Origin of the sequence: Clostridium sp. AF28-12, assembly GCF_003435225.1 — a bacterium.
In the GTDB taxonomy this organism is placed as follows: Bacteria; Bacillota; Clostridia; order Lachnospirales; family Lachnospiraceae; genus Pilosibacter; species Pilosibacter fragilis.
The window spans coordinates 152602-177234 of the sequence record NZ_QWGJ01000004.1; the positions used below are offsets into that span (position 1 = coordinate 152602).

The window sequence follows — 24633 nt, forward strand, 5'->3', positions numbered from 1 at the left end:
CCATTCCAAATCGGCTACGCCGATGGGATTTTTGCCTTTTAGCCTAGGTTTTCTTACGGTCAGCGCAGCAAGTGCGCAGACCTACTGAACAGTTACTAAAATTCTATAACAATACGCCAGATAGAACTCAATCTATCCGGCGTATTGCTTTACTTAGGATTAGTTATATCCAGGTCCCACAGGAATATATACCTGGTCAAGCGGCGATTTCGGCGCTGCTTTTGTGGTCTCCGGAACGGTTTCCGGAACAGTCTCGACCTTTGTGGAACCCATGTTCTCAGTGTCTTCTTCGCTCGGAAGAACAACGGAGGTCGAGCTGTGGATCGTGCAGGTTCCCGGAGAACGGTACCTAGAATCATCTGTTCCGCCGGATTCGCCGTCCGGAATCACCATGAAGGTCCTTGTATTCTTCTCCGGGCAGTATTCTGTTGCAAGTCCGCCGGACTCGCTGCACACGGTCAGCTGTACATGATGGTCGCAGACCTCTGTTGGAACAGTTCCCTTTGCGAAGTACTCGGTGTAAACGGCGTTTCCTCTTGGATCATTCTCGCAGACACTAGGGATCGCAAGCTTTCCGGATTTCCGGCAGATCTGGGCAGTTGTGACGGAGGACGGAACCGGGAAACCGGTGTCCGCAAGCCCCTCATGGATCTTTGTCATGATTGCTTTCCAGATCTTCTTGTGGTAGGAAGTACTGCTTCCGATGGCTGAGATCTTCTGGTTATCGTCACATCCGGACCAGATTCCCGCCGTGTAGTACGGGGTAAATCCGACAAACCAGATATCGTTATTGTTTGTTGTGGTACCGGACTTACCGGCGTTGGACATTCCCGGAATATTTGCCACTGCACTTGTGGAGTTCAAGCTGACTCCGGAGGACGCGAACATGCGGCTGCTTTCCATGGACTGGGACATCGCGTCCGTGAGAAGGAATGCGGTGGAGTCCTTAAGTACACGCTTTGTCTCCGGCGCATTTTCCAGAAGCACTTTTCCGTTGTGGTCCAGGATCTGGGTGAAGAACACTGGTTTCGTGTAGATACCGCCGTTTGCGATGGCCGCAAAGGCATTGGTGAGCTCCAGGTTTGAAACGCCCTTTGTGATACCGCCGAGAGCGGTGGAAGCGTTGTAGTCCGTATCTGTTAAGGAAGTGATCCCTAAGTTTCTCGCGTATTCCACGCCGAGCTGCGGTGTCACAGTCTCGATCATGCAGCGGACGGCAACAATGTTCATGGAGTAGACGATACCGTCACGGATCGTGCTGTAGCCCATGTAGCCCTTGCTGCTGTACCAGTTCCGGAACGTCTTTGTGTCCATGGTGTACGGGCCGTCGTAGTAGACACTTCCCAGGGTAGCACCGCAGGTATCGATCGCCGGGGCGAAGGATGTGATGACCTTGAAGGTGGAACCAGGCTGGCGCAGGGTGTTTGTGGCACGGTTTAAGGAACGGCTGACCTCTTTCTGGCCGCGGCCGCCGCTGAGCGCCTTTACATAGCCGCTGGACTGGTCGATGAGGACGAAGGACGCCTGAGGCTGAAGTACATAGTGGACAGATTCGCCGAGAACCGTATCCCCGTCTTTTGTCACTGCAGCTTTGTATTTTGCGATGGCCTCATCCGCCTTCTCCTTTGAGGAGAAGAGACCGTCGAAGTTTGTCTCGCCGAGTTCCTTGCGGAAATATGTTTTTAATGTCTCATCGGAATAGTTCGTTGTTGTCTGGTCCGGATGCTGGATCGACAGACGGTAGTCGATCGAGTAGTAGACAACGTCGTAGTTTTCCGGTCTGCTGATCTCTTCATCTACCACGGACTGGATATCCGGATCCTGGGTGGTGTGGATCTCAAGACCGCCGGAGAAGAGGAGATTGTAGGCCTGCGTCTCCGTGTAGCCTTTCTTGTCCTGCAGGGCTTTTAATACCTGATCGATCAGCTCGTCGGTAAAGTAGGAGTACGGCGTCTGGGTCTCTTTTGTGACGATATCCACGTTTTTGATCCGGGAGTAAACGTCATCGGCAAGAGCCTCCTCCTGCTCTTCCTTCGTAATCTTTCCCTGCTCGTACATGTACTGGAGGATCACGCGGCGCTTTTCTTCGTTGCGTTTTCTTCCGTTCTCGGAGAGCGGGTTGAATCTCGACGGGTTCTGGGTGATTCCGGCGATGACGGTAGCTTCGGAGAGTGTAAGGTCCGAAACATCCTTATCAAAGTAACGGAGAGCCGCCGCCTTTACGCCCAGAGTGTTGTTTCCGAGGTTGATGGTGTTTAAGTAGTTTTTGAGGATGATCTTTTTATCCATGATCTTCTCTAACTGGATCGCCAGATACTGCTCCTGGATCTTTCGCTCAAGCTTCTCCCCGAAGGTGTCCTCATTGCCGCCTTCAAAGATATTGTTTTTAATGAGCTGCTGGGTCAGGGTACTTCCGCCGCCGGCACTGGAGTCACCGGTAATGATTCCGACGGCCGCACGGACCATGGAACGGACATCAACGCCTTTGTGGGACCAGAACCTGGAATCCTCGATCGCGACGAAGGCGTCGATCAGGCACTGGGGAAGTTCCTCGTAGGATGCCTCAAGACGGTTTGCTCCTGATTTTACGAGCGTTTCCGTGAGGTTTCCCTTACTGTCATAGACCATGGTGGCATAACCGCTTGGCTCGATGCTCGCTACATCGATCTCCGGGGCCGCGTCGATAACGCCCTTGAAGATTCCGTAACCGAAGCTGATTCCAAGCACCGCTGCAAACAGAACCAGGATCAGGATGATCTTTGTGAGAAGAAGCACCAGATGTGAGGTGATCTTCTGTGATCTGGAATTTGTCTTGCGGAGTGTCTTTTCCACCTCGTTTTTTCCATAATTCATTCAGGATGCCTCCTTTATCATTCCCTAATTATAGCAAAGTTTCATTCATTTATAAATAGTTATTGTGGAAAAGTTTGGTTTGTATTATGATATTTTTGACCGCAAAGTGGGAAAATATGAAGGAAAAATTACATTTTGTGGTCGGAATCGTCAAAAACATGACAAAAATATGAATGACAGGGATAACTTTCCGCAATGCGGAATTATGAGGGTTGCCTGTCCGGTTCTGCCCGGAAACCGGAAATAACGGAAAAATATACGGGACGGACAGCAGGTTTGGACGGGATATGAAGGAGAGAAGATATGGCTCTTAACAGCGTGAAAATTTTATACAAAGGCGGCACAGCGGAGATCGAAGTGAAGAAATCCCGCTTTATCGCGAACCTGAAACCGGTGGAGTCCGAGGAGGAGGCAGCGGCGTTTATCGCCGAAATCAAAAAGAAATACTGGGACGCCCGCCACAACTGCCAGGCCTTTACCATCGGCATGAACCATGAGCTCACAAGATGCAGCGATGATGGGGAACCGGCCCAGACGGCGGGCCGGCCGATGCTTGACGTGCTTTTAGGCGAGGATGTCCACAACGTCTGTGTCGTCGTGACGAGATATTTCGGCGGGACCCTGCTTGGAACAGGCGGTCTTGTGCGGGCTTATTCCGGCGCTGTGAAGGAGGGACTTGCGGCTTCCGAGATCGTTGAGAAGAAGTGCGCCTTTGAGATGAAGATCGTGACGGACTACACAGGTGTCGGAAAGATCCAGTACATTCTGGGACAGGAAAATATGACGGTGCTGGACAGCGTGTACACGGATAAGGTGGAGTTTTCCGTTCTCGTCCCGGTGGCAGAGTACGATGGCCTGGAAAAGAAGATCACCGAGGGGACAAGCGGCGGCGCGAAGATCGGGAAGGGCGATGAGGTGTGGTACGGCACACTTAATAAGGAAGTGATTCTGTTTTAACTGCCGGCCGGGGCATCAGTCTGCACATACAGAAGTTATGTCTTGAAGGGGATATCAGGCTGATCCTTGAATGCCGCAGCAAGCCAGTATAAACGGGGGTTCTGACATTTTGAATGGGTGAGAGAAAACTAACTGCCGATTGGACAGAAAAAAACACACAGAAAAGGCAGATCTGCCCCGAATTTTGAAAGATTATATATTGCATTTTGATTTCATGAATGCTATAATTTTGAGTCGGTAATGCAAAAATCAGGAAATGTAGTGTATACAATGTAAGATGACTGTGCAAAACGGGTCGGGAAATGATCGGTGAGAGGACAGTTATAGATGAAGAAAGAGGATTGATTATGAAGATCAAACGCGAAGATATCAGAAATATTGCGATCATCGCCCACGTTGACCACGGTAAAACGACCCTGGTAGACCAGTTATTAAAGCAGAGCGGCGTATTCCGTGCAAACCAGGAAGTAGAAGAGCGTGTCATGGACTCCAATGACATCGAGAGAGAAAGAGGAATCACCATCCTCTCCAAGAATACAGCCGTATTCTACAAGGGTGTGAAGATCAATATCATCGACACCCCAGGTCATGCGGACTTTGGCGGCGAGGTTGAGCGTGTCCTTAAGATGGTAGACGGTGTTGTCCTTGTTGTCGACGCATTCGAGGGACCGATGCCGCAGACGAAGTTCGTTCTCCAGAAAGCACTTGACCTTGACTTAAGAGTTATCGTCTGCATCAACAAGATCGACCGCCCGGAGGCAAGACCGGATGCAGTGATCGACGAGACTCTTGAATTATTCATGGATCTCGACGCATCTGATGAGCAGCTTGACTGTCCGTTCGTTTACGCGTCTGCCCGTGCAGGTTTCGCAAAGAAAGAATTAGATGATCCTGAAGTGGATATGAGTCCGTTATTCGAGACCATTATCAACTATATCCCGGAGCCGGAAGGTGATCCGGAGGCTGAGACCCAGGTCCTTATCAGCACCATCGACTACAACGAGTTCGTAGGCCGTATCGGTATCGGTAAGATCGACAGCGGTTCCTTAAAGTTAAATCAGGACTGCGTGATCGTAAACCATCATGATCCGGACAAGATGAAGAAGGTTAAGATCGGTAAGCTCTATGTATTCGACGGCTTAAAGAGAGTCGAAGTACAGAACGCGACCATCGGTGAGATCGTAGCGATCTCCGGTATCCCGGATATCCATATCGGTGATACTCTCTGCTCCCCGGAAAAGCCGGAGGCGATTCCGTTCCAGAAGATCTCCGAGCCGACGATCTCCATGAACTTCATGGTAAACGACAGCCCGCTGGCAGGCCAGGAAGGTAAGTTCATCACTTCCCGTCACCTCCGCGACCGCCTGTTCCGTGAATTAAACACAGACGTCAGCCTCCGTGTAGAAGAGACAGAGTCCGCAGACTGCTTCAAGGTATCCGGCCGTGGTGAGCTTCACCTGTCCGTCCTGATCGAGAATATGCGCCGTGAGGGCTTTGAGTTCGCTGTCAGCAAGGCAGAGGTTATCTACAAATATGACGAGAGAAACAGAAAGTTAGAGCCGATGGAGCTTGCTTATGTTGACGTTCCGGATGAGTTTACCGGAGCTGTCATCCAGAAGCTCACAAGCAGAAAGGGCGAACTTCAGGGAATGAGCCCGACAAACGGCGGCTACACAAGACTTGAGTTCTCGATCCCGTCCAGAGGTCTCATCGGTTACCGCGGTGAGTTTATGACAGATACAAAGGGTAACGGTATCTTAAACACAAGCTTTGACGGATACGCTCCGTTCAAGGGCGAGTTAAGCTACAGAAAGACAGGCTCCCTGATCGCGTTTGAGGCCGGTGAGTCCATCACCTACGGTTTGTTCAACGCGCAGGAGAGAGGTACCCTGTTCATCGGACCGGGTGTAAAGGTTTACTCCGGTATGGTCGTTGGACAGAGCCCGAAGGCGGAGGATATCGAGATCAACGTCTGCAAGACAAAGAAGTTAACAAATACACGTTCATCCAGCGCCGATGAGGCATTAAAGCTTGTTCCGCCGAAGATCATGAGTCTGGAGCAGTGTCTGGACTTCATCGATACAGATGAGCTTCTTGAGATCACACCGACAAGCCTTCGTATCAGAAAGAAGATCCTGGATCCGACTCTCAGAAAGAGAGCCATGATCAGCAAGAAGAGCCAGATGTAATCATTGATCACCATCTGCGCGGAAACGTACGAAGATAGGATCACGAAGACGCAGCGTGATCTTATGAAAAGATAGAAAGAAAGCAGGATCGCTTCCGCATGAAAAAGTGTGGGACGATCCTGCTTTTATCATACAGCCGGATTGAGAGAAATAAGAAACCTGTGTGATGATTCCTGCCATCTGAGCAGCAGAATGTGTTGATGCAGGAGCCTGGAACTCTGTCCGGCGTGCATTGAAAGAGGGAGAATTATGCTTCAGATATTGATCAGTGCCTGTCTCATCGGCGAAAACTGCAAGTGGGACGGCTCGAACAACCGCAATCAGGATGTGCTCGATTTTATGAAAAAAATGGAAGGAAAGGCAAAGTTCCATCCGGTCTGCCCGGAACAGGCGGGCGGACTTCCGACCCCGCGGGCGGCCTCCGAGATCCATATGCCGGACGAGGCGGTCATGAACACGGAAGGCGAGGACGTCACGGCAGAATTCCTCCTCGGCGCCGACTTCGCGCTCCGGGAGGCGAAAAAATATGACTGCACCATCGCGCTTTTAAAAGAAAGAAGCCCGTCATGCGGCTCAAACGGCATCTATGACGGAACCTTTTCCCATAAACTCCGCGAAGGAATGGGAAAGACTGCGGCCCTGCTTGCCGGGTATGGACTGAAAGTGTACGGGGAGAGCCGGCTGAAAGAACTGGAAGCAGTGATCAACAGCGGAGAGCTCACTTGATGGTTTAGAGGTTTAAAAATAAGAAAAATATAGGTAACTGTTCAGTAGGTCTGCGCACTTGCTGCGCTGACCGTAAGAAAACCTAGGCTAAAAGGCAAAAATCCCATCGGCGTAGCCGATTTGGAATGGATTTTTGCATGTAACTGTGAAGGTACTGAACAGTTACAAATATAGAATTATTTCTTAGATCTGTGTATATTTAAATACTGGCAAGTAAGAAAAGCAGAAGAACATCCACATTGAATGTTTTTCTGCTTTTTCTGATATCTGTGCCGCCTGGTTGAAATCAATAATCTTACAGCGTCTTCGCCCTGTCCGCGATCGCCTCATGGAAATTAATGACCCGGTGGTCATATGTCTCGTTCATAAGCGGGGAGGAGATCATGAAATCTGCCGTTGCCTTATTGTTTGCGATCGGGATGTCGTAGACCTGGGCGATACGAAGAAGCGCCTTCACGTCCGGATCGTGGGGCTGGGCAGTCAGGGGATCGGAGAAGAAAACAACGAAGTCGATGCGCCCCTCCACGATCTTCGCGCCGATCTGCTGGTCACCGCCGAGAGGACCGCTGTTATAGCCCTTTACCGGGAGACCGGTGGCTTCGGTGATCATTCTCGCGGTAGTTCCTGTGCCGCATAGGAAATGTCCCTTTAAGATCTCTTTATTTGCCTCGCACCATTCGATCATCTCATGCTTCTTACTGTCATGGGCGATCAGAGCAATGTTTTTCTGTTTACCGATGGTCAGTGTCAGAAAATCCATAGAAATTCCTCCTTTTTGACAGGTGTTGTCTCGAAAAGACCTGCATATTGCGAATGCGAATGGATGAAATAAAAGATAATATGCAGATAATTTGCTGCCACAAGGTGATAATGCCATAAAACGGGAATTGTGTCAAGAAATGTGGGCAATGTTTCGAAATAAATTCACAGGTTAGGTTAAAACATGGATCCATCCCGGCGGACTGCCCGCCACTTGACAAATATTACGGATTGTGCTACCATCGTCAATGTGTAAAACGCAATGACAGAGACAGTACAAAGAAATTCCGGTATCACAGAGAGAAGGTTCACCGGCTGAAAGACCTTCCGAAGGAAGCTTTTGTAAATTCACTCTTGAGCAGCCTGTGCGAAAGAAATTCCGGTAGTGCAGGACGGGAAGTCCCGTTACAGACGTTTGAGTGCCGCATATGAACCATGCGGAATCTGGGTGGTACCACGGAGAGTCAGCTTCGTCCCAAGGCGGGACGGGGCTTTTTTTATGTAAACAGTTCAGCCATGCGATGATTTTTCCTGGGAAAGGTGTTGCAAGCTCGCTTGCATAAGCCTTTTTCAGGGAAAATCATCATACGGGGAACGTCCCGTGCTTCTTGTTTTCGTGAAAGCGAAAACAAGAAGATATGGATATGTAGAAAAGCCTGACCGCCGCACTGATAGATAACCAAACCATACCGAAAGAATGAGGTGGACTATGGAAGAGAAGATCAAGGCACTGAAAGAGCAGATGGAAGCCGCTCTCGGCAGTGTAGAGTCCAAGGAACAGCTTGGTGAGTTCTGGCAGAACTTCCTTGGAAAGAAAGGCAGCATTGCGGACCTGATGAAAGGTCTTGGAAGCGTTCCGAAGGAGGAGCGCCCGAACGTTGGTAAGACGATCAACGAATTTAAGAATCAGGTAGAAGCACGCTACCAGGAAATGAAAAATAAGATGGATGAGCTGGAGCTTGCAGCCCGCAACAAGAGCGAGCAGGTCGACATCACCATGCCGGCAAAGATGCGCCCGGCAGGAGGACTTCATCCGCTCACCGTCACAGAGAACGAGATGATCGATGTCTTCGCCGGAATGGGCTTTGAGATCTATGACGGTCCGGAGATCGAGGATGATGATCACAACTTTACAAGATTGAATGTAGCTAAGAACCATCCGGCGAGAGACATGCAGGATACCTTCTATGTGGCTGAGGATATTTTACTCCGCACACATACAAGTCCGGGACAGATCCGTGTCATGGATGCGAAGAAGCCGCCGATCAAGATGCTGGCACCGGGGCGCGTATTCCGTTCCGACAGCGACGCGACCCACTCCCCGATGTTCCATCAGATGGAAGGTCTTGTTGTGGATAAGAAGATCACACTCTGCGACCTTCAGGGTATGCTGGACAAGTTTGTACAGGCGATCTTTGGAAGCGAAGTTAAGACACGTCTCCGTCCGAGCTATTTCCCGTTCACGGAGCCGAGCGTTGAGGTCGATGTCAGTTGCTTCGAGTGCGGAGGAAAAGGCTGCCCGCTCTGCAAACACACCGGCTGGATCGAGGTCCTCGGCGGCGGTATCGTACACCACAAGGTGCTTGAAAACTGCGGCATCGACCCGAATGAGTATTCCGGTCTTGCTTTTGGTATCGGTATCGAGCGTATTGCCATGTTAAAATACGGTATTAACAACATCAACCTGCTTTATGAGAATGATCTTCGTTTCCTGAAGCAGTTCAAAGGCTAATAAGGGAGGGAGAAGATCATGAAAGTACCATTTAGTTGGCTGAAAGAATATGTTGACATTGACGTGACAGCACAGGAGTTAGAGGATAAGCTTTTTGGTTGTGGATTTGAGGTAGAGGAACTGATCGATCTCTCCGCTGAGATCGACCGTGTCGTTGTTGGTGTTGTAAAAGAATGTACCCCGGTGGAGGGAACACATCTTTACACATGTAAAGTAGACTGCGGCGAGTATGGAAACGACATTCAGATCGTCACAGGCGCTCCAAATGTCTACGCAGGCATGCACACACCGGCGGCTCTTGACAATTCCTCTCTTCCGGGCGGTATCAGGATCAAGGCAAAACCGATGCGCGGCATTGAGTCCAACGGTATGCTCTGCTCCGGTGAAGAGCTGGGCTTAAACGAGGACCTGTATCCAGGTTCTGAGGTCTACGGTCTTTTAGACCTTCCGAAGGACACCGTCCCGGGAACAGATATCGCGAAAGTCGTTGGCTTAGACGACTATATCTTCGACATCTCTGTAACAGCGAACCGTGCGGACTGCCAGTCTGTTTTAGGAATCGCGAGAGAGGTTGCCGCAGTCTTAGACAAACCGCTTAAAATGCCGGCTCTCGACTACAAAGAGAGCGATTATAAATATGAAAACCTTGACATCAAAGTAGAGGCACAGGATCTCTGCCCGCGCTACTTAGGTCATGGTGTCAGAAACATCACTCCGGGCCAGTCCCCGAGATGGATGCGCCGCCAGTTAGCACTCTGCGGCTTAAGGAGCATCAGCAATGTGGTCGATATCACAAACTATGTCATGCTTGAGATCGGACAGCCGATGCATGCCTTTGATATGAACACCTTAGAGAGCAGCCAGATCATCGTCCGCCGCGCGGAGAACGGCGAGATGATCCAGACACTTGATGGAAAAGAGTTTAAGTTAAACGAGAACAACCTTGTGATCTGCGACGGCAGCAAACCGGTAGCCCTTGCGGGTATCATGGGCGGCATGAACAGTGAGATCACAGAGAACACCACACAGCTTCTCTTTGAGTCCGCAAAATTCATGCGTGACAACATCCGTAAGACCGCGAGAAGCCTCGGACAGAATACGGATGCGTCCAGCCATTACGAGAAAGGTATCGCAGAGTATACCGTTGAGATCGGTATGGCACGTGCCCTTCACCTGATCGAGGAACTCGGTTGCGGCGAGATCACAGCGAGTGCCTTCGATGTAAGCGCAGGCGCACCGAGAGAAGGAAAGAAATTTACCGCAACCTTAAGCGGCATCAATAAGATCCTCGGAATCGAGGTCCCGTCAGAGAATGTTCTTGACATTCTCCGCAGACTCTGCTTTGAGGTTGAGCGCGACGGTGATGTTCTTACTGTGACAGCGCCGCGCTATCGTGAAGATATCGAGGTTGGTGAGCCGGATCTCGCGGAGGAAGTGATCCGTGAGTACGGCTACGAGCACATTGTGCCGACATTCTTAAAGGATTCCGCAGTTACAAACGGTGGATTAAACCCTGTACAGAAGAGAAGAACAAAATTAAAACAGGTAATGGTATCTCAGGGTTACTTTGAGGTGTCCACACTGGCGTTCTATTCTGACGCTGACCTTGACGCGCTTCATATCGCCGGAGATGCGAAAGAACGCAATGTGATTCGCCTGTTGAACCCGATTACCACAAACCTTTCCATCATGCGCACAACACTGGCTCCGTCCATGTTGAATACGGTGGTTGAGAATGTGAAGAAGGGCAACGCAGCCGGACGATTCTTCGAGTACGCGAATGTATACTATCCGAAGGCACTTCCGCTCACAGAACTCCCGAACGAGATCCCGCATGTTGGATTCGCGGCATTCGGTGAGGCAGAAGACTTCTTTACCCTGAAGGGGACGATGGAAGAGCTTGCGGCTTCCTTCGGTGTAAGCTTCGACTATGAGAGAGCGGAGGATGTCCCGTATCTCCATCCGGGAATCTCCGCGTATGTTCTCTGCGACGGTGAGCGCGTCGGCTCCTTTGGTAAACTTGCAAACAGTGTCGCTGGAGAGTTAAAGCTCCCGAAGGACAGCAAGGCAAACAACCAGATCTATCTCGGTGAGATCGACTTTGCGGCACTTGCTTCCCATATGCCGGAAGGTCTGCGCTACAAACCGATTTCCGAGTATGACACGGTTACCCGTGACCTGGCTATGGTCGTTGACGAGGATGTAAGCTGCGGCAGCCTGATTAATGAGATCAGGAAGGCATGCAAGCAGGTCGGTGACGCAGAGCTCTTCGATATTTACCGCGGCGAGCAGCTCGGAAAGGGTAAGAAGAGCATGGCATTCAAGATCACCTTTGTCCCGGAGGACAAGGCACTTGATCCGAAGGATATCGAGAGATTCGTAAAGAAGATCCTCGGAAACCTGAAGTTCCGTCTTGGAGCTGATATCCGGTAGGATCAATGGAATATTGATCAAATATTTGAAAACGGTCATCTGATACAGGCATGAACCTGCACCGGATGACTGTTTTTTTCGCTTAAACAAAAAGGCTGGAAGATAAAAATCAGACGTTCGGCCAGAAAAATTACAAAAGAACGTTTCCCTATGGTACAATACAAAAGAACATGTCTGTTCAGAAAATTGGCAGTCAGATATGACCGAATCCTTGCAGAGGTGACAAATTATGCATACAAAACGTTTAGGGGATATGTTTCTTGAGGCTGGGCTGATCACGGAGGAGTAGCTCGACGAGGCATTAAAATATCAGGCACAGGAAAAAGAACGACTGGGAACGACTCTGGTCAAACATAACTATATAACGGAAAAACAGCTGATCGATACACTGCGGATCCAGCTTGGCATCGAATATATCGATCTCTCAATGGTGGATATCACGCCGGAAATGTCCAGATATGTACCAAAGCCTGGCGAAAATATTATCCAGGCAGCCCCGTACTACGACGAGGATGGAAACGTAGGAAAGATCCAGGGACAGAACCCATTCGGCCCTCGAAGATAGGACTACAAAGGATCTTTGACAAAAAGATAAAGGAGTATCAATATGCTGCACATCAGCCCGGGAATTACAATATATATCCTAACGATCACATTCATCCTGGGCTGCTGTCTCGGAAGCTTTGCGGACTGCGCGGCGGGACGGCTTCTTTCCGGAGAGTCAGTGTTTGCCGGGCGGTCCCACTGTGACCACTGCGGGCATGTCCTGGGAGTGCTGGACTTGATCCCGCTGTTTTCCTGGCTCCTTTTAAAAGGACACTGCCGCTACTGCAGGGCAAAGCTACCGGCAGAAGCCTTTTTTGTGGAACTGGTATCGGGAATTGCCTGCTGTATGATCGTGTATCGCTATGACATGTCTGTGATGAGTCTCAGGGGAATTCTTCTGACAGTAGTCCTTATGATCCTCAGCCTGACCGACCTTCATGGATGGATCATCCCCGACCGCCTGCAGATTGCGGGCTGTGTGATATTTTTAGCGACCGCCCTGTTTCTCCCGGACCCGATCCAGAGAATCTTTGGAGGTCTCTTCCTTGGATTGATCCTCGGCGGGGGGATGCTTCTCGTATCTCTGGTCTTTGACAAGCTCACAGGGAAGGAAAGCCTTGGCGGGGGCGATATCAAATTGTTTTTTATGACAGGACTTTACCTGAGCTCGGCCTGGGAGATCCTGTTTTACCTGATCTTAAGCTGTCTCTTCGGTCTGGGGTTCGCGTCTTTCCGGAAAGAAAAACGTGTTCCTTTTGGCCCGGCGATCGCGGCGGCCTGTTTTATTATGATATTATACGGAGAAAAATTGACCGGCTGGTATACTGACCTGTTCTGAATTGGAGAACTTCAAGATGAAAAATTGTTTGGGAATTGAGATTGGAAATTACCGGATCAAGATCGCGTATATGGAAAAAGGCGTGCTGAAGGAGTGTATTTCAGAACGGATCGAAGAAGGAGCGAAACCGGATGCCAGACTCTGCGCGGAGACGATCCGGGATCTTCTGGCTCAAAAAATGATCCGTTGCAATGCCGGGTGTTCGTAAAACAGTTAAACCAAAAACTTAACTATTTTACGGTATCTGTCAAACGGGGTTGGTAAGAAACAACGAAAAACGAGTGATGCCAGGTTGAAAGACCGAGCATCACTCATTTTTTATCTCAATACATTTTTTGATATTGTAAATCTGGCGGCAGTGCCGGGAGAGGAGTCCATGTCTAATATCTTATCTTCCGGAAACGAAAACAATGCGGATAAAACGTTCAGTTTCAGCGCAGACTTATCGGGGAGCTCCTACCCATATAAGATATGGACGAAAAACGGGGAAGACCAGACCGTCTATTACGGCGACTGGATCGACTGGAAAAAGCTCCAGTGATCCGTAAAGACTTCCGAAGCAGGCAGGCATTCTTCTGCCTGCCTGCTTCGTACCGTCCCCATGCGCTTTCGAGCGCGGCAGACAGTAAGTCCGTAGTTATTGTACACGGGCAATGTCAGTAACTGCCCGCATGCTGCCTGAGATTTCAGCGCCGCAAGCTGGAGATTGACAGCCCTGAGTTTTTATGTTATGATGACTTTATCTGTGGACAGGAGGTGTAGTCGGTGATTAGAATTATTCTGACGATTGTATTCGTTATCTTATGTATTGCGATGACAGTGATCGTGTTAATGCAGGAAGGAAAGACTTCCGGACTTGGCGCGATCAGTGGTGTAGCTGAGAGCTACTGGGGAAAAAATAAAGGCCGTTCTATGGAAGGCAACCTTGAAAAGTTTACAAAAATTGCGGCAATCCTGATTTTTGTACTTGCCCTGGTATTAAATTTAAAGGTAATTTAATTCTAAGATGACGAACACTCTTGCAGCGATAACTTCCGTGCAGGAGTGTTTTTTGTTTAACAGGAAATTTCGATGAAGATTCCGGGTGACAAAAGGGCACGCTCTTTATTATTTATAATATGGTCTGCAGAACCTTATTAATTTGATCATTTGCGGCTGCCCGGTGTGAATACTGCGCTGGGAACTTTTAGATTGTTTGGATTTTACCGGATATTATTTAAGGAGAAGAATGGAAGAAAAGTTAATGGAAGAGCGGAAAAATATGCTGCTGGATCTGATGAAGGACCCGACATATGTTCCGATGAAATTAAAAGAGCTGGCGATGCTTCTTGGTGTCACAAAGGAGCAGCGCGGCGAGCTGGAAGAAGTTTTAAATGAGTTGGTGGCGTCTGGAAAGGTTGGAATCTCGAAAAAGGGAAAATATGCGAGATCCGAGGTCTTCGCCCAGACGGGAGTTTTTGCGGCTCATCACCGGGGCTTCGGCTTTGTGACTATCGAGGGCAGGGAGGACGATCTCTTTATCCCGCCGGATGATACCGGGGATGCCATGGACGGGGATACGGTCCAGGTTGTCATCAATGAGAACGGAAGAGGCGGCCGGACGGAGGCGAGAGTCTTAAAGGTATTGAAGCATGCCAATGAGACCCTGATCGGAACCTTCGAGAAAAACAAGAATTTCGGTTTCGTGATCCCGGACAACCCGCGGATCACCATGGATATCTTTATCCCCAGGGGAAAGGAAAACGGCGCGGTATCCGGGCATAAAGTTGTGGTAAAGCTGGATACTTACGCGGCGAAAAATAAAAATCCGGAAGGCCATGTAAAGGAAATTCTGGGCCATATCAATGATCCGGGAGTGGATATCCTGTCCATCGTCCGGGCCTACGGGCTGCCGGAGGAGTTCCCGGAAGAGGTGATGGAGGAGGTCTCCCATGTCCCGGAGGCGCTCTCGCCGGAGTATGTAGCGGAGGAGATCGAGAAGAACGGAAGAGTGGACCTTCGAAATGTGCCGATGGTGACCATCGACGGAGAGGATGCGAAGGATCTGGACGATGCAGTCAGTGTGTCGAAGGAGACGGTAAACGGGGAGACGATCTACCATCTCGGCGTTCACATCGCGGATGTGAGCCATTATGTAAAGGAGAAGAGTCCTCTCGATGAGGAGGCGTACAAGCGGGGAACCAGCGTGTACCTTGTGGACCGCGTGATCCCGATGCTGCCCCACAGACTTTCCAACGGAATCTGTTCCCTGAATGCAGGATGTGACAGGCTGGCAATGAGCTGTCTTATGGATATCGATGAAAAGGGTATTATTGTGGGACATAAGATCTGCGAGTCTGTGGTGAACATTGACCGGAGAATGACGTACACGGCGGTGAATGCGATCCTGGAAGCGAAGAATGGAAAGAATAGCGGGGAGGACGCTGAGTTAGAAGAGACAAATGGACGGAACCAGGACGAGCGTTTTGAGAATGATGAACAGAAAAAATCGAAACGGAGTCTGAAAAATGTACAGGCAGATGATCTCGAGAAAAAGAAAGACGCAGCGAAAGAGAAAGCTGAATTCGCGAAAAAGTGCCTGGAAGAGTACGAGGATTTCGTCCCGATGTTCCTGCTTCTGGACGAGACCGCTCGCGTCTTAAGAGAAAAGCGCATGGCGAGAGGTGCTGTGGACTTCGATTTCCCGGAGTGCAAGATCATCCTGGACGCAAAGGGACGCCCGGTGGAGATCAAGCCATACGAGCGGAACGCGGCGACAATGCTGATCGAGGACTGCATGCTGGCGGCCAACGAGACCGTGGCGGAAGATTACTACTGGCAGCAGGCGCCGTTCCTGTACCGCAGCCATGAGAAGCCGGATGGGGAGAAGATCAAGCGCTTTGGAATCCTGATCAACAATTTCGGTTACTCGATCCGTCTCCAGAACGGGGAGCTTCACCCGAAGGAGATGCAGAAGCTTCTTGCAAAGGTGGCCGGATCCCCGGAGGAGGCGCTTCTCGCGAGACTGGCGCTCCGCTCCATGAAACAGGCGAAGTACACGACGGACTGCATGGGACATTTCGGTCTTGCGGCGAACTATTATACCCACTTCACTTCCCCAATCCGCAGATACCCGGATCTTCAGATTCACCGGATCATCAAGGAGAACCTTCACGGTGAGCTCACGAAGAAGCGCTTGGCCCACTACGAGAAGATCCTGCCGGAGGTTGCGGTCTGGACATCATCCAGGGAACGCCTTGCGGACGAGGCGGAGCGGGAGACCGACAAGGCGAAGAAGGTCCAGTTCATGGAACACCATATCGGCGAGGAATTCACCGGTGTGATCTCTGGAATCAGCAACTACGGTTTCTATGTGGAACTCCCGAACACTGTGGAAGGCATGGTACGCCTTGCGAACCTGGATGGCGATTACTATGTGTTCGATGAGGAACACTATGAGTTAGTGGGAGAGCGGACGAGAAAGAAATATAAGCTGGGACAGACGGTGAAGATCCAGGTGGTCTCTGTGGACAGATATTTGAAGACCATAGATTTTCTGCCGGTAAGAAAATTTGATTAGGCAAAATGATTCGGACACGACGGATTGGCGGCGAAAATTTCCCGGAAAACATTGCTTTGCAGTGAAATGGTATTATAATATAGAGATAAGTTCCGGTCGGATGAGTTCCCGGCTGGAACAGAAAAGAGGATAGGATTATGGCAAAGAGCAGCGGCTTTAAGCTGATCGCGAACAATAAAAAAGCGTATTTCGACTTCTTTATCGACGATAAGTTCGAGTGCGGTATTGCCCTTGCGGGAACGGAAGTAAAGTCTATGCGTATGGGCAAGTGCAGCATCAAGGAATCCTTCGTGCGGATCACAAACGACGAGGTGATGATCTACGGCATGCATATCAGCCCGTATGAGAAGGGAAATATCTTCAACAAGGACCCGCTCCGCGAGAGAAAACTCCTGATGCACCGCTACGAGATCAACAAATTAAAGGGAAAGATCCAGGAAAAAGGTTATACCTTAGTGCCGCTCCAGGTATACTTTAAGGGAAGTCTCGTAAAAGTGGAGATTGGTCTCGCAAGAGGTAAGAAGCTCTACGATAAGCGCGCTGATATCGCGAAGAAGGATCAGAGAAGAGAGCTGGAGAAGGAATTCAAGGTGAAAAACCTGTACTAGAGCGGATCTATACTGCGGACCCTTGACAATTTGGGCGAGTGATGGTAAGATTTGTGTTACGCGAGAACAGTACCAGTATAGAATTCGGGGTCGCCTGGATTTTGAACACTGTCAAAAGCGAACGCATCGGAAGAATGTCTGCGGCCCATTGCGGATCGGGCGATGCGATAAACTCCGAAGAGAGTGCCAGTAAGGGCTTGTACTGGTTTCGACGGGGGCTTTGAAGCTGGTGAAGCTATCCGCATGCAATGCGTTAAATGGCAAACCTAAATATAAACGCTAACGACGAATTAGCATACGCAGCCTAATTTAGGCAGCTGTCGGCCTTAGAATACCTGCATTTTAAGTAACCGGCATCATTTAAAGCAGGAAACGACACGTGCAAAGCTTTGCGCACGCGGGCGTATGATGAAGCTACCAAACGGATCAGGATGTCTGCTTTCGGGTTCGGGCGGGAATTCTAAATAACAGACTATGATAGTAGAAGAACAGGGGATAGGTTTTCGGACAGGGGTTCGATTCCCCTCAGGTCCACTATAAGGGAAGTCTTGAGAAATCGGGATTTCCCTTATTTTATGCCTGTTTGCGAGAAATATTAAAAGATGTTATCAGCTCAAATAAAACGCTAAAAGTGCATATCTACGGGGGAAGTATCACACGAAATATTACATGAAAAGCTATTTATACTGGAAAGAGAACAGCACAGATTGACAAAATTATTTTCATGCTTTACACTTTAAATTACAGAACACTTCCCGGAACCAAGAACTGCCGGGAGAAATATGAAACGAAAGTAAAGGAGAACTCTAATGAAAAAACGGGGCGACTATTTAAAGAAAGCATATTATCATTTAATGAAGATCGAGCAGAAGAAAAACAAGATCCTTCAGGTGGAGAACTATGGCGAGATCAACGCGGAGTTAAACCGCAAGTTCGCGAAGGGCGAGTATTTCGATTCCAGCGAAGTTTATGTTGAGGACGGTTACCTCTGCGTGGGCGAAGGTTTCTTCCGCCTTTCCGGAAAAGAGCAGGACGCTCTGATTGAGTATCTCTGCCCGGAAGAGGACAGCACTGAAGAATAAATGAAGATAAAAAAGAATGTGCCTTCCTGTTAAACAAAAAAAGATACCGGTATGAGCTGTGCGTTTCGCGGTCATATCGGTATCTTTTTATATGAGCACGGCAGAGAAAAAATAGTCAGCCTCTGCACTGCGTGGACGTGCGAATTCTTATAAAATGCAAGTCAGACTTTTGATAAATGCGTCTTTCTCTGCAATCTCAGCCGCATTTGCGAGGAACTCAGCGATACCGCTGGTGGTCTCCTCGTCAGCCTCGTAAAAAACAGCCCATGTGTAGAATATGCATTTTAAATGCTCCATCTCGTCTTCGCCGGCCTTTGCCAGAGCGATCATCTTATCAATGAATTCTTTTTCAGAAACTCCAGTGGTTGGAAATTCTGCTGGTGTAAAATCCATAGCTGCAAACTCCTTTCCTGTGATCCGGACTTGGATCGTAGTGCGTGATGATTCGGGATCCTCACGATCACTTAAGTGTTTTCATATCCGAGCTTCAGGGTGACCAGAGAATCATCATCCAGAACCTCGCCCTTTTTGTAGATATAATCGCGGATCAGCACTTTCAGCTTTTCGTCAACGGCAGAACTCGAATAGATCGTGTCCGGAACCGACTTTACGAATTCCTTGAGATCTGTTCCGGCAGTTCCCTCCGGACACGGAAGCGAAGCCTGACGGCACGCCATGCCGACTGCGCAGGATAATTCCATATGGTTGATCAGTCTCGCCGGTGTCTCAAAATTTTTGATCTTAATTTTCACGGACATCGGGACAAGCGTATGTACCATCGGACGGATCTCCTTTCTGTCCCTCGCGTTCACGGACCATCTTCCAGATCAGGTCGTGCATCCACTGGACGGTCTCCTGAAGCTTTGAATTTTCGTCCTTTAAACGGGCAATTTCGGCTTCCAGTTCCTGGATTTTTGCATCTTTTTCTTCGGACATGGTAAAAACCTCCCTGAAAACTGTATGAGAACAGAACAAGTATAACATCAGAATGGAAACATGTCCAGTGGAGGAGCGGGCAAAACAGGCGGAAAAAGAATGATTGATTCAAGTGTGACTTTGAGATATAATAAATTTTGGTAACTATTCAGTACCTTCATAGTTACGTGCAAAAATCCATTCCAGATCAGCTTCGCTGATGGGATTTTTGCCTTCCAGCCTATGTTTCCTTACGGTCAGAGCAGCAAGTGCGCAGACCTACTGAACAGTTACAAATTTTGTTTCTATTTCTGCGAGAAAATACATAAAAAGAGGAACATGAAATATGAGTTCAGTTTTACTAAAAGCGGGCTGCTTTTTCCTGATCATCCTGATGGGATATGGTCTGAAAAAAATTGGTCTTTTAAGCCAGTCGGATCTTCCGGTCTTCTCGAAGCTCGTCACGAAGATCACACTCCCGGCAGCGATCATCCATAACTTCAGCCAGGCGACCATGGATGTCTCCATGCTGGTGATCGTGCTGATCGGTTTCCTGTGCAGCGGTGCGTATGCGGTGATCGGATACGGACTTTTTGCGAAAGGGACGAGGGACCAGAAGGCGTTTGGCCTCGTAAACGCGTCGGGATACAATATCGGCTGCTTTACGATGCCTTTCGTCCAGGGATTCTTAGGAGCGCCGGGCGTGGCCTGTACCAGCCTTTTTGATACGGGAAACGCGGTGGTCTGTACTGGTGGTTCCTATGCGGTGGCTGCGTCAGTGGCAGGAAAAGGCGGTGCCGGAGATAAGCATCAGATCCGGAGGATCGTGATCCAGCTCTTAAAATCCATCCCGTTTGACTGCTATGTAATTATGACAGCACTGACGATGGCGGGACTCCGTATTCCGGTCTTCATGGACCAGGTAGCTGAGACTGTGGGGAACGCCAACACCTTCCTCTCTATGACCATGATCGGTCTCGGACTGGAGTTACATATGACGAGAGAGCAGACGGGCAGTGTTGCGAAGATCCTGGGAACGAGATTTGCAGTTTCTGCAGTCCTGGCAGTTTTGTTTTATCAGTTTCTGCCGTTTTCCCTGGAGATCCGCAGAACCCTGGCAATCCTGATGTTTGGCCCGGTATCGGCCCTTGGCGTTCCGTACACCTCCATGCTTGAGGGAGATGTGAACCTTGCCAGCGCGGTGAACTCGGCATCAATCATTCTCGGAATCGTGAGCCTGACAGCGGCGATCATCATCTTCTAAGAAATTTATAGTCGTGCATAGGGCGGCATCAGGTATACCGCGGAGGCGCTGCATAGCTGTATCGCACAAAATAAGGAGGAACACAATGGAATTACGGAACGAAAAGGACGCGCGGTTTATCATCCGGCATCATGTGACGGAAGAAAAGCTGCTTCATCTGGAAAAGGGAGTCCGGAAACTCGGTTTCCAGTCCGGCGGAAAGAGGATCATGTCGATCTTTCTTGGGCTTTTCCTGCTCTGCATGGCAGCAAAAGTCGTAATCGGCGGAACGATCGGGGACGCACTCATGATGATCGGCATTCTCTGTGCCATGGGATTCGTGTTTGGAACCTATGCCCTTTTGAAAGGCTGGCTGGACGCGAAAAAGCAGATCCATCTCCAGTTCGAGGCGGGCAAGATGGAAGATAACTATCAGTGGGAATACCGGTTCTACGAGGATGGATATGAGGTTATCGGAAAGAATGAGAAATCCCGTGTGCAGTATAAAAACGTGGGACGCCTTATTGATATGTCCGGTATGTATGTGCTGGTGGAGCGCGGAAATGTGGTGCGTTACTTCATGAAGGATGACGCGGTACAGGGAAATTCCGCGGAGCTTGCAGGATTCCTGACAGAAAAGTGCCATCTTCCGATGGAACAGATCGCAGTACGATAGGAGGTGCGGGATGGAACCGATATACGCAGTAAAATCTACATATGATGAAGATATGTTTTATCACCAGGTTGTGGCTTCCAAGCCGCGGATGATGCCGAAGGAGAACGATGGGAAGAAGATCAAGTTCCAGCTTCCTGATTTCGGACTGAAAGATACTTTGATGGCGCTTCTTGTGGGCGCAGCTGTTTACATGGCGTTCGGACAGCTTGATCAGTCCACGAGGATCCTGCAGGCGGTGCTTTGTGGACTTGTGGCGGCTGTAGTACTTCGGCGAATGAATGAGAGACAGAACGGGGAGACTTCCGGAAAGAAGGCGAATTCCGTATCTGCCGATAAAAATCAGGCTCTGCAGCTTCTGGAGAGCTCTGGATTAAAGGGTGACCGATGCACCATGAATTTTTTTGAGGACACCTTTACGGTGGAGCGGCCTGGCATCATCACGGAGTACCAGTACGAGGGAATCGCATGGATCAAAGAGACCAGCAAGTATTATATGATCTTTTGGAACAGATCCCTCGCGATCCCGGTGGAGAAGGCGGGATTCTACCGCGGAAAGAAGGAGACATTCGGATCTTTCCTTGAAAAACGGTGCAATAAGGTGATCGAGAAGGTAAGAAACGTATAGACGGACGGAGGACCATTTCTATATGGAAGTCCATAGTTCCGAACGGTGGAGCTGTGTAAAATTAAATGGAGAGGATCTTTTGGGGATGAAAATAAAAAAAGAAGAGAAAATGCAGATCGAAAAGCTGCCGACATTGAAGTTAAAATATACGCTGGTCGTGCCGTTCATGGGAATCGTGGATGCGCTGACTATGGGGAGCTTCTTTATGAATCCGGCGGCAGATGGAAAACTGCTCATCAAGGCGTTCTATGTGATCTGCGGAATTGCGGGGATTTTATTTGCACTGTGGGGACTTTTGTGGAAGACTACGATTGACGGCAAGACGATCAAGGTAAACCCGGTAATAGGAAAGAAAAAGGTGGTCCCGTTTTCAGATCTGAAAAAAGCGGTTGTTTATAAGAAGAAAAAGACGGGATCTATCGTGAGTTATGAGCTGATCGATAAGAATAACCAGTCCATCGTTACGATCTATCCGCTTATGAAGGACAGCAGTACATTGATGGAGAGATTGAAACGCCTGAAATATCCGGTGGAGGAAGCGTAAGGCAGAAATCCCATCAGGGAAGCTGAACTGGAATGGATTTTTGCGCGTAACTATGAAGGTACTGAATAATTATGCTGGTTTTAGGAAAAATCCCGGGAGAGTGAATGCTTCGGGATCTTTCTGCGCATAATGACCTCTGATGAAACAGGAAAAAGGAGGCCATTTTATGACAAAACTGGATTGTACCGTGACGACATGTGTCCATAATGCGGAGAAGTGCTGCTGCAAGAGCGGAATCCTCGTGGAGGGAGCGCAGGCGAAGAACTGCTGTGATACCTGCTGCGGAAGCTTTGAGGAGAACAGGGGCGGTCTTTTTAAGAATCTTTTTAAGACGCCGGAATCAAAGCTTGAGGTGGAATGTGATGTAGCGAACTGTCTCTACAATGATGACCATCAGTGCAGGGCAGAGCGGATCACGATCGCCGGGGACGGCGCCATGGCTGTCGGGCAGACGGAATGTGCAAGCTTTAGGGAGAAGTAGGAATAATGAAGGAACTGGCTGCGGAGAAAGCTGATGACAGCAGACTGACCGTTGCCGGTTCCTTTTTTACTTAGCAGGAAAGCCGCTGTTTTGCCTGAAAGAAAGGCACTATGGATTTGCGATATGGGTCTTTGCAAAGATAGATCCATGGGAGCAGTATGAAAGGTCTGTGGAGAATACCGGGCAGAATCATGGAAGGTGCACTTGAACCGAAAAAAGTATTGGAAATTCTGGGAAAAGTGATTGACAAAACGATAGCGGTATAGTAAAATAACAAAAGTTGTGAGAACAACTGACAGGAAAGCAGGTATCCGCCTCACCCTGGCACGAGTAAGTGACCCGGGTTCATAGACATCGGTTTTTATCATGCAGCAGCATGCCAAACCAATGCAGTTACGAGCGGATAGTTACCTATCTGCTTTTTCTTTTCTATCGACATATGTAGAGTATGAGAGTTGGAGGTGTACGGCTATTAGCGAGTTAATGATTAACGAGCAGATCCGTGATAAGGAAGTTCGTTTAATTGGAGAAAATGGTGAGCAGCTTGGAATCATGTCTGCAAAAGACGCTTATAAAATGGCGAGAGACGCAGAACTGGATCTTGTAAAGATTGCTCCGGCAGCGAAGCCGCCGGTATGTAAGATCATTGATTACGGTAAGTACAAGTATGAGATGATCCGTAAGGAGAAGGAAGCGAAAAAGAAGCAGAAGACGATCGAGGTGAAGGAAGTACGTCTTTCCCCGAACATCGATACAAACGATCTTAATACAAAGATCGGATCTGCGAGAAAGTTCATCGAAAAAGGCAACAAGGTAAAAGTTACGCTTCGTTTCCGCGGTCGTGAGATGGCTCATATGAACCAGACAAAGTATATTCTGGATGATTTCGCTGAGAAACTTTCCGATATCGCTGTTGTCGATAAGCCTTCCAAGGTAGAGGGAAGAAGCCTGGTAATGTTTTTAACTGCAAAACGATAAGGGAACAATTTTAAGGAGGAAACAACAATGCCTAAAATGAAAACAAGCAGAGCAGCTGCAAAACGTTTCAAAAAGACCGGAACTGGTCAGTTAGTGAGAAATAAAGCTTATAAGTCCCATATCTTAACTAAGAAATCCACAAAGCGTAAGAGAAATCTTAGAAAAGACATCGTTACCGATATCACAAACAGCAAGGTAATGAAGAAGATTTTACCGTATTTATAATTTGTTTCGGAAGTAAGATTAAGGAGGAAATTAAGCAATGGCAAGAATTAAAGGTGGCTTAAACGCCAAGAAGAGACATAACAGAGTGCTCAAGTTAGCCAAAGGTTACAGAGGAGCTCGTTCCAAACAGTATAGAGTAGCAAAACAGTCCGTTATGAGAGCATTAACAAGCTCCTACGCTGGCAGAAAAGAGAGAAAGAGACAGTTCAGACAGCTCTGGATCGCTCGTATCAACGCTGCAGCAAGAATCAACGGCCTTTCCTACAGCAAGTTCATGTACGGCTTAAAGCAGGCTGGTGTTGTTATGAACCGTAAGGTATTATCCGATATGGCTATCAATGACGCAGAGGGCTTTGCAAAGCTTGCTGAGTTAGCAAAAACAAAATTGGCTTAATTAGTCGATGAGAATAGAAAAAACCTTTCCGGTGGAGTGATCTGCCGGGGAGGTTTTTTTGCGTTTTTTGGGGAGAGGCTCATAGTGGTGGGAGTTACGCGCCGACGGGCCTCCGGGCGCGGACGCTTCACGGGATTCCGGGAGGGTTCCTCTAAGCTCCCTCCACCCAGGCTCGTCCGTGCCCGGATGCCCGTCGGCGCTGTGTATTGGCGGGATGAGGGAAGGAAAAGGAAGGGTGTGGAGGGAGAGATGGGATTGGCGGAAGCCAGA

The 24633-nt window shown here is 49.0% G+C and carries 26 protein-coding genes, 1 other RNA gene and 1 other annotated feature; of the genes, 22 read left to right on the plus strand and 5 right to left on the minus strand.

The genetic code is table 11. The annotated features are described in order from the left end of the window. Nucleotides 1-159: 159 nt before the first annotated feature. Nucleotides 160-2853: a transglycosylase domain-containing protein gene (locus tag DWY93_RS05355; protein ID WP_117469814.1), complete on the minus strand. Its 2694-nt coding sequence runs from the start codon at nucleotides 2851-2853 to the stop codon at nucleotides 160-162. 303 nt (nucleotides 2854-3156) lie between these two features. Here DWY93_RS05355 and DWY93_RS05360 point away from each other — a divergent pair, with 303 nt between their 5' ends. The 3 genes from DWY93_RS05360 to DWY93_RS05370 all read left to right on the plus strand — a co-directional run bounded on the left by DWY93_RS05360 (nucleotide 3157) and on the right by DWY93_RS05370 (nucleotide 6725). After that, nucleotides 3157-3810, plus strand: coding sequence for a YigZ family protein (locus DWY93_RS05360; protein WP_117469813.1), 654 nt, complete (start codon nucleotides 3157-3159; stop codon nucleotides 3808-3810). A 347-nt stretch (nucleotides 3811-4157) separates the two neighbouring features. Further along, nucleotides 4158-5999 carry a translational GTPase TypA gene (typA, locus tag DWY93_RS05365; protein WP_117469812.1) on the plus strand — a complete coding sequence of 614 codons (1842 nt, stop codon included), beginning with the start codon at nucleotides 4158-4160 and terminating at the stop codon, nucleotides 5997-5999. A 249-nt stretch (nucleotides 6000-6248) separates the two neighbouring features. Next, nucleotides 6249-6725: a DUF523 domain-containing protein gene (locus DWY93_RS05370; RefSeq protein WP_117469811.1), complete on the plus strand. Its 477-nt coding sequence runs from the start codon at nucleotides 6249-6251 to the stop codon at nucleotides 6723-6725. A gap of 295 nt (nucleotides 6726-7020) precedes the next feature. Here DWY93_RS05370 and DWY93_RS05375 read toward each other — a convergent pair whose 3' ends face one another. Next, nucleotides 7021-7485, minus strand: coding sequence for a methylglyoxal synthase (locus DWY93_RS05375; RefSeq protein ID WP_117469810.1), 465 nt, complete (start codon nucleotides 7483-7485; stop codon nucleotides 7021-7023). A gap of 252 nt (nucleotides 7486-7737) precedes the next feature. Continuing rightward, nucleotides 7738-7965: a binding site (T-box leader), on the plus strand. 228 nt (nucleotides 7966-8193) lie between these two features. On the opposite strand from DWY93_RS05375, the gene pheS reads away from it, so the two are divergent. The 11 genes from pheS to DWY93_RS05430 all read left to right on the plus strand — a co-directional run bounded on the left by pheS (nucleotide 8194) and on the right by DWY93_RS05430 (nucleotide 18282). Continuing rightward, on the plus strand, nucleotides 8194-9216 hold the full coding sequence (gene pheS, locus DWY93_RS05380; protein WP_015554773.1) for a phenylalanine--tRNA ligase subunit alpha: 1023 nt from the start codon (nucleotides 8194-8196) through the stop codon (nucleotides 9214-9216). An 18-nt stretch (nucleotides 9217-9234) separates the two neighbouring features. After that, nucleotides 9235-11649: a phenylalanine--tRNA ligase subunit beta gene (gene pheT / locus DWY93_RS05385; RefSeq protein ID WP_117469809.1), complete on the plus strand. Its 2415-nt coding sequence runs from the start codon at nucleotides 9235-9237 to the stop codon at nucleotides 11647-11649. A gap of 343 nt (nucleotides 11650-11992) precedes the next feature. After that, complete coding sequence (locus DWY93_RS17785) at nucleotides 11993-12214, plus strand: hypothetical protein (protein ID WP_278286472.1); 222 nt, start codon at nucleotides 11993-11995, stop codon at nucleotides 12212-12214. Nucleotides 12215-12256: 42 nt separating this feature from the next. Then, a complete protein-coding gene (locus DWY93_RS05395) occupies nucleotides 12257-13033 on the plus strand; it encodes an A24 family peptidase (RefSeq protein WP_117469807.1) in 777 nt (258 codons plus the stop codon). Nucleotides 13034-13049: 16 nt separating this feature from the next. Beyond that, nucleotides 13050-13241 (plus strand): hypothetical protein, encoded by a 192-nt coding sequence (locus DWY93_RS05400; protein ID WP_015554769.1) that lies wholly within the window; start codon nucleotides 13050-13052, stop codon nucleotides 13239-13241. 168 nt (nucleotides 13242-13409) lie between these two features. Next, nucleotides 13410-13574: a hypothetical protein gene (locus tag DWY93_RS17110; RefSeq protein ID WP_181968496.1), complete on the plus strand. Its 165-nt coding sequence runs from the start codon at nucleotides 13410-13412 to the stop codon at nucleotides 13572-13574. 224 nt (nucleotides 13575-13798) lie between these two features. Then, nucleotides 13799-14032 carry a preprotein translocase subunit SecG gene (gene secG / locus DWY93_RS05410; RefSeq protein ID WP_021906090.1) on the plus strand — a complete coding sequence of 78 codons (234 nt, stop codon included), beginning with the start codon at nucleotides 13799-13801 and terminating at the stop codon, nucleotides 14030-14032. A gap of 229 nt (nucleotides 14033-14261) precedes the next feature. Beyond that, nucleotides 14262-16592 carry an RNB domain-containing ribonuclease gene (locus DWY93_RS05415; protein ID WP_117469805.1) on the plus strand — a complete coding sequence of 777 codons (2331 nt, stop codon included), beginning with the start codon at nucleotides 14262-14264 and terminating at the stop codon, nucleotides 16590-16592. Nucleotides 16593-16729: 137 nt separating this feature from the next. Beyond that, complete coding sequence (smpB, locus tag DWY93_RS05420) at nucleotides 16730-17200, plus strand: SsrA-binding protein SmpB (RefSeq protein ID WP_015554767.1); 471 nt, start codon at nucleotides 16730-16732, stop codon at nucleotides 17198-17200. A 193-nt stretch (nucleotides 17201-17393) separates the two neighbouring features. Further along, nucleotides 17394-17737: a transfer-messenger RNA gene (gene ssrA / locus DWY93_RS05425) on the plus strand. Between the two features lie 272 nt (nucleotides 17738-18009). Then, complete coding sequence (locus tag DWY93_RS05430; protein WP_015554709.1) at nucleotides 18010-18282, plus strand: hypothetical protein; 273 nt, start codon at nucleotides 18010-18012, stop codon at nucleotides 18280-18282. Between the two features lie 147 nt (nucleotides 18283-18429). Here DWY93_RS05430 and DWY93_RS05435 read toward each other — a convergent pair whose 3' ends face one another. The 3 genes from DWY93_RS05435 to DWY93_RS05445 form a co-directional block, all read right to left on the minus strand. Beyond that, the gene (locus DWY93_RS05435; protein ID WP_117469804.1) at nucleotides 18430-18675 is read right to left on the minus strand and encodes a hypothetical protein; all 246 of its coding nucleotides are present in this window, start codon (nucleotides 18673-18675) and stop codon (nucleotides 18430-18432) included. 71 nt (nucleotides 18676-18746) lie between these two features. After that, a complete protein-coding gene (locus tag DWY93_RS05440) occupies nucleotides 18747-19061 on the minus strand; it encodes a DUF3837 domain-containing protein (RefSeq protein ID WP_117469803.1) in 315 nt (104 codons plus the stop codon). Next, complete coding sequence (locus tag DWY93_RS05445; RefSeq protein WP_015554706.1) at nucleotides 19024-19218, minus strand: hypothetical protein; 195 nt, start codon at nucleotides 19216-19218, stop codon at nucleotides 19024-19026. The genes DWY93_RS05440 and DWY93_RS05445 overlap by 38 nt, the downstream gene beginning before the upstream one ends. Before the next feature lie 325 nt (nucleotides 19219-19543). On the opposite strand from DWY93_RS05445, the gene DWY93_RS05450 reads away from it, so the two are divergent. The 8 genes from DWY93_RS05450 (at nucleotide 19544) to rplT (ending at nucleotide 24363) form a co-directional block, all read left to right on the plus strand. Next, a complete protein-coding gene (locus DWY93_RS05450) occupies nucleotides 19544-20461 on the plus strand; it encodes an AEC family transporter (protein WP_117469802.1) in 918 nt (305 codons plus the stop codon). Nucleotides 20462-20546: 85 nt separating this feature from the next. Next, nucleotides 20547-21116, plus strand: a complete 570-nt coding sequence (locus DWY93_RS05455) for a hypothetical protein (protein WP_117469801.1) — start codon at nucleotides 20547-20549, stop codon at nucleotides 21114-21116. A 10-nt stretch (nucleotides 21117-21126) separates the two neighbouring features. Beyond that, complete coding sequence (locus DWY93_RS05460; protein ID WP_117469800.1) at nucleotides 21127-21741, plus strand: YcxB family protein; 615 nt, start codon at nucleotides 21127-21129, stop codon at nucleotides 21739-21741. Nucleotides 21742-21826: 85 nt separating this feature from the next. Beyond that, complete coding sequence (locus DWY93_RS05465; RefSeq protein WP_021906097.1) at nucleotides 21827-22285, plus strand: DUF6560 family protein; 459 nt, start codon at nucleotides 21827-21829, stop codon at nucleotides 22283-22285. Nucleotides 22286-22451: 166 nt separating this feature from the next. Beyond that, nucleotides 22452-22766 carry a DUF1540 domain-containing protein gene (locus tag DWY93_RS05470; protein WP_015554701.1) on the plus strand — a complete coding sequence of 105 codons (315 nt, stop codon included), beginning with the start codon at nucleotides 22452-22454 and terminating at the stop codon, nucleotides 22764-22766. A gap of 483 nt (nucleotides 22767-23249) precedes the next feature. Next, complete coding sequence (gene infC, locus DWY93_RS05475; RefSeq protein WP_015554700.1) at nucleotides 23250-23744, plus strand: translation initiation factor IF-3; 495 nt, start codon at nucleotides 23250-23252, stop codon at nucleotides 23742-23744. 27 nt (nucleotides 23745-23771) lie between these two features. Then, the gene (gene rpmI / locus DWY93_RS05480) at nucleotides 23772-23969 is read left to right on the plus strand and encodes a 50S ribosomal protein L35 (protein ID WP_021906099.1); all 198 of its coding nucleotides are present in this window, start codon (nucleotides 23772-23774) and stop codon (nucleotides 23967-23969) included. 37 nt (nucleotides 23970-24006) lie between these two features. After that, nucleotides 24007-24363 (plus strand): 50S ribosomal protein L20, encoded by a 357-nt coding sequence (gene rplT / locus DWY93_RS05485; protein ID WP_015554698.1) that lies wholly within the window; start codon nucleotides 24007-24009, stop codon nucleotides 24361-24363. Nucleotides 24364-24633: the final 270 nt, after the last annotated feature.

Coding starts and splice junctions, on each gene's coding strand:
- DWY93_RS05395 (WP_117469807.1), top strand. CDS start 12,257: ATGCTGCACATCAGCCCGGGAATTACAATATATATCCTAACGATCACA.
- rpmI (WP_021906099.1), top strand. CDS start 23,772: ATGCCTAAAATGAAAACAAGCAGAGCAGCTGCAAAACGTTTCAAAAAG.
- DWY93_RS05440 (WP_117469803.1), bottom strand. CDS start 19,061: ATGGTACATACGCTTGTCCCGATGTCCGTGAAAATTAAGATCAAAAAT.
- DWY93_RS05415 (WP_117469805.1), top strand. CDS start 14,262: ATGGAAGAAAAGTTAATGGAAGAGCGGAAAAATATGCTGCTGGATCTG.
- pheT (WP_117469809.1), top strand. CDS start 9,235: ATGAAAGTACCATTTAGTTGGCTGAAAGAATATGTTGACATTGACGTG.
- DWY93_RS05435 (WP_117469804.1), bottom strand. CDS start 18,675: ATGGATTTTACACCAGCAGAATTTCCAACCACTGGAGTTTCTGAAAAA.
- DWY93_RS05450 (WP_117469802.1), top strand. CDS start 19,544: ATGAGTTCAGTTTTACTAAAAGCGGGCTGCTTTTTCCTGATCATCCTG.
- pheS (WP_015554773.1), top strand. CDS start 8,194: ATGGAAGAGAAGATCAAGGCACTGAAAGAGCAGATGGAAGCCGCTCTC.
- typA (WP_117469812.1), top strand. CDS start 4,158: ATGAAGATCAAACGCGAAGATATCAGAAATATTGCGATCATCGCCCAC.
- DWY93_RS05445 (WP_015554706.1), bottom strand. CDS start 19,218: ATGTCCGAAGAAAAAGATGCAAAAATCCAGGAACTGGAAGCCGAAATT.
- DWY93_RS05460 (WP_117469800.1), top strand. CDS start 21,127: ATGGAACCGATATACGCAGTAAAATCTACATATGATGAAGATATGTTT.
- DWY93_RS05400 (WP_015554769.1), top strand. CDS start 13,050: ATGAAAAATTGTTTGGGAATTGAGATTGGAAATTACCGGATCAAGATC.
- DWY93_RS05360 (WP_117469813.1), top strand. CDS start 3,157: ATGGCTCTTAACAGCGTGAAAATTTTATACAAAGGCGGCACAGCGGAG.
- smpB (WP_015554767.1), top strand. CDS start 16,730: ATGGCAAAGAGCAGCGGCTTTAAGCTGATCGCGAACAATAAAAAAGCG.
- DWY93_RS05455 (WP_117469801.1), top strand. CDS start 20,547: ATGGAATTACGGAACGAAAAGGACGCGCGGTTTATCATCCGGCATCAT.
- DWY93_RS05370 (WP_117469811.1), top strand. CDS start 6,249: ATGCTTCAGATATTGATCAGTGCCTGTCTCATCGGCGAAAACTGCAAG.
- DWY93_RS05375 (WP_117469810.1), bottom strand. CDS start 7,485: ATGGATTTTCTGACACTGACCATCGGTAAACAGAAAAACATTGCTCTG.
- DWY93_RS05355 (WP_117469814.1), bottom strand. CDS start 2,853: ATGAATTATGGAAAAAACGAGGTGGAAAAGACACTCCGCAAGACAAAT.
- infC (WP_015554700.1), top strand. CDS start 23,250: ATGATTAACGAGCAGATCCGTGATAAGGAAGTTCGTTTAATTGGAGAA.
- rplT (WP_015554698.1), top strand. CDS start 24,007: ATGGCAAGAATTAAAGGTGGCTTAAACGCCAAGAAGAGACATAACAGA.
- DWY93_RS05465 (WP_021906097.1), top strand. CDS start 21,827: ATGAAAATAAAAAAAGAAGAGAAAATGCAGATCGAAAAGCTGCCGACA.
- DWY93_RS05430 (WP_015554709.1), top strand. CDS start 18,010: ATGAAAAAACGGGGCGACTATTTAAAGAAAGCATATTATCATTTAATG.
- DWY93_RS05470 (WP_015554701.1), top strand. CDS start 22,452: ATGACAAAACTGGATTGTACCGTGACGACATGTGTCCATAATGCGGAG.
- DWY93_RS17110 (WP_181968496.1), top strand. CDS start 13,410: ATGTCTAATATCTTATCTTCCGGAAACGAAAACAATGCGGATAAAACG.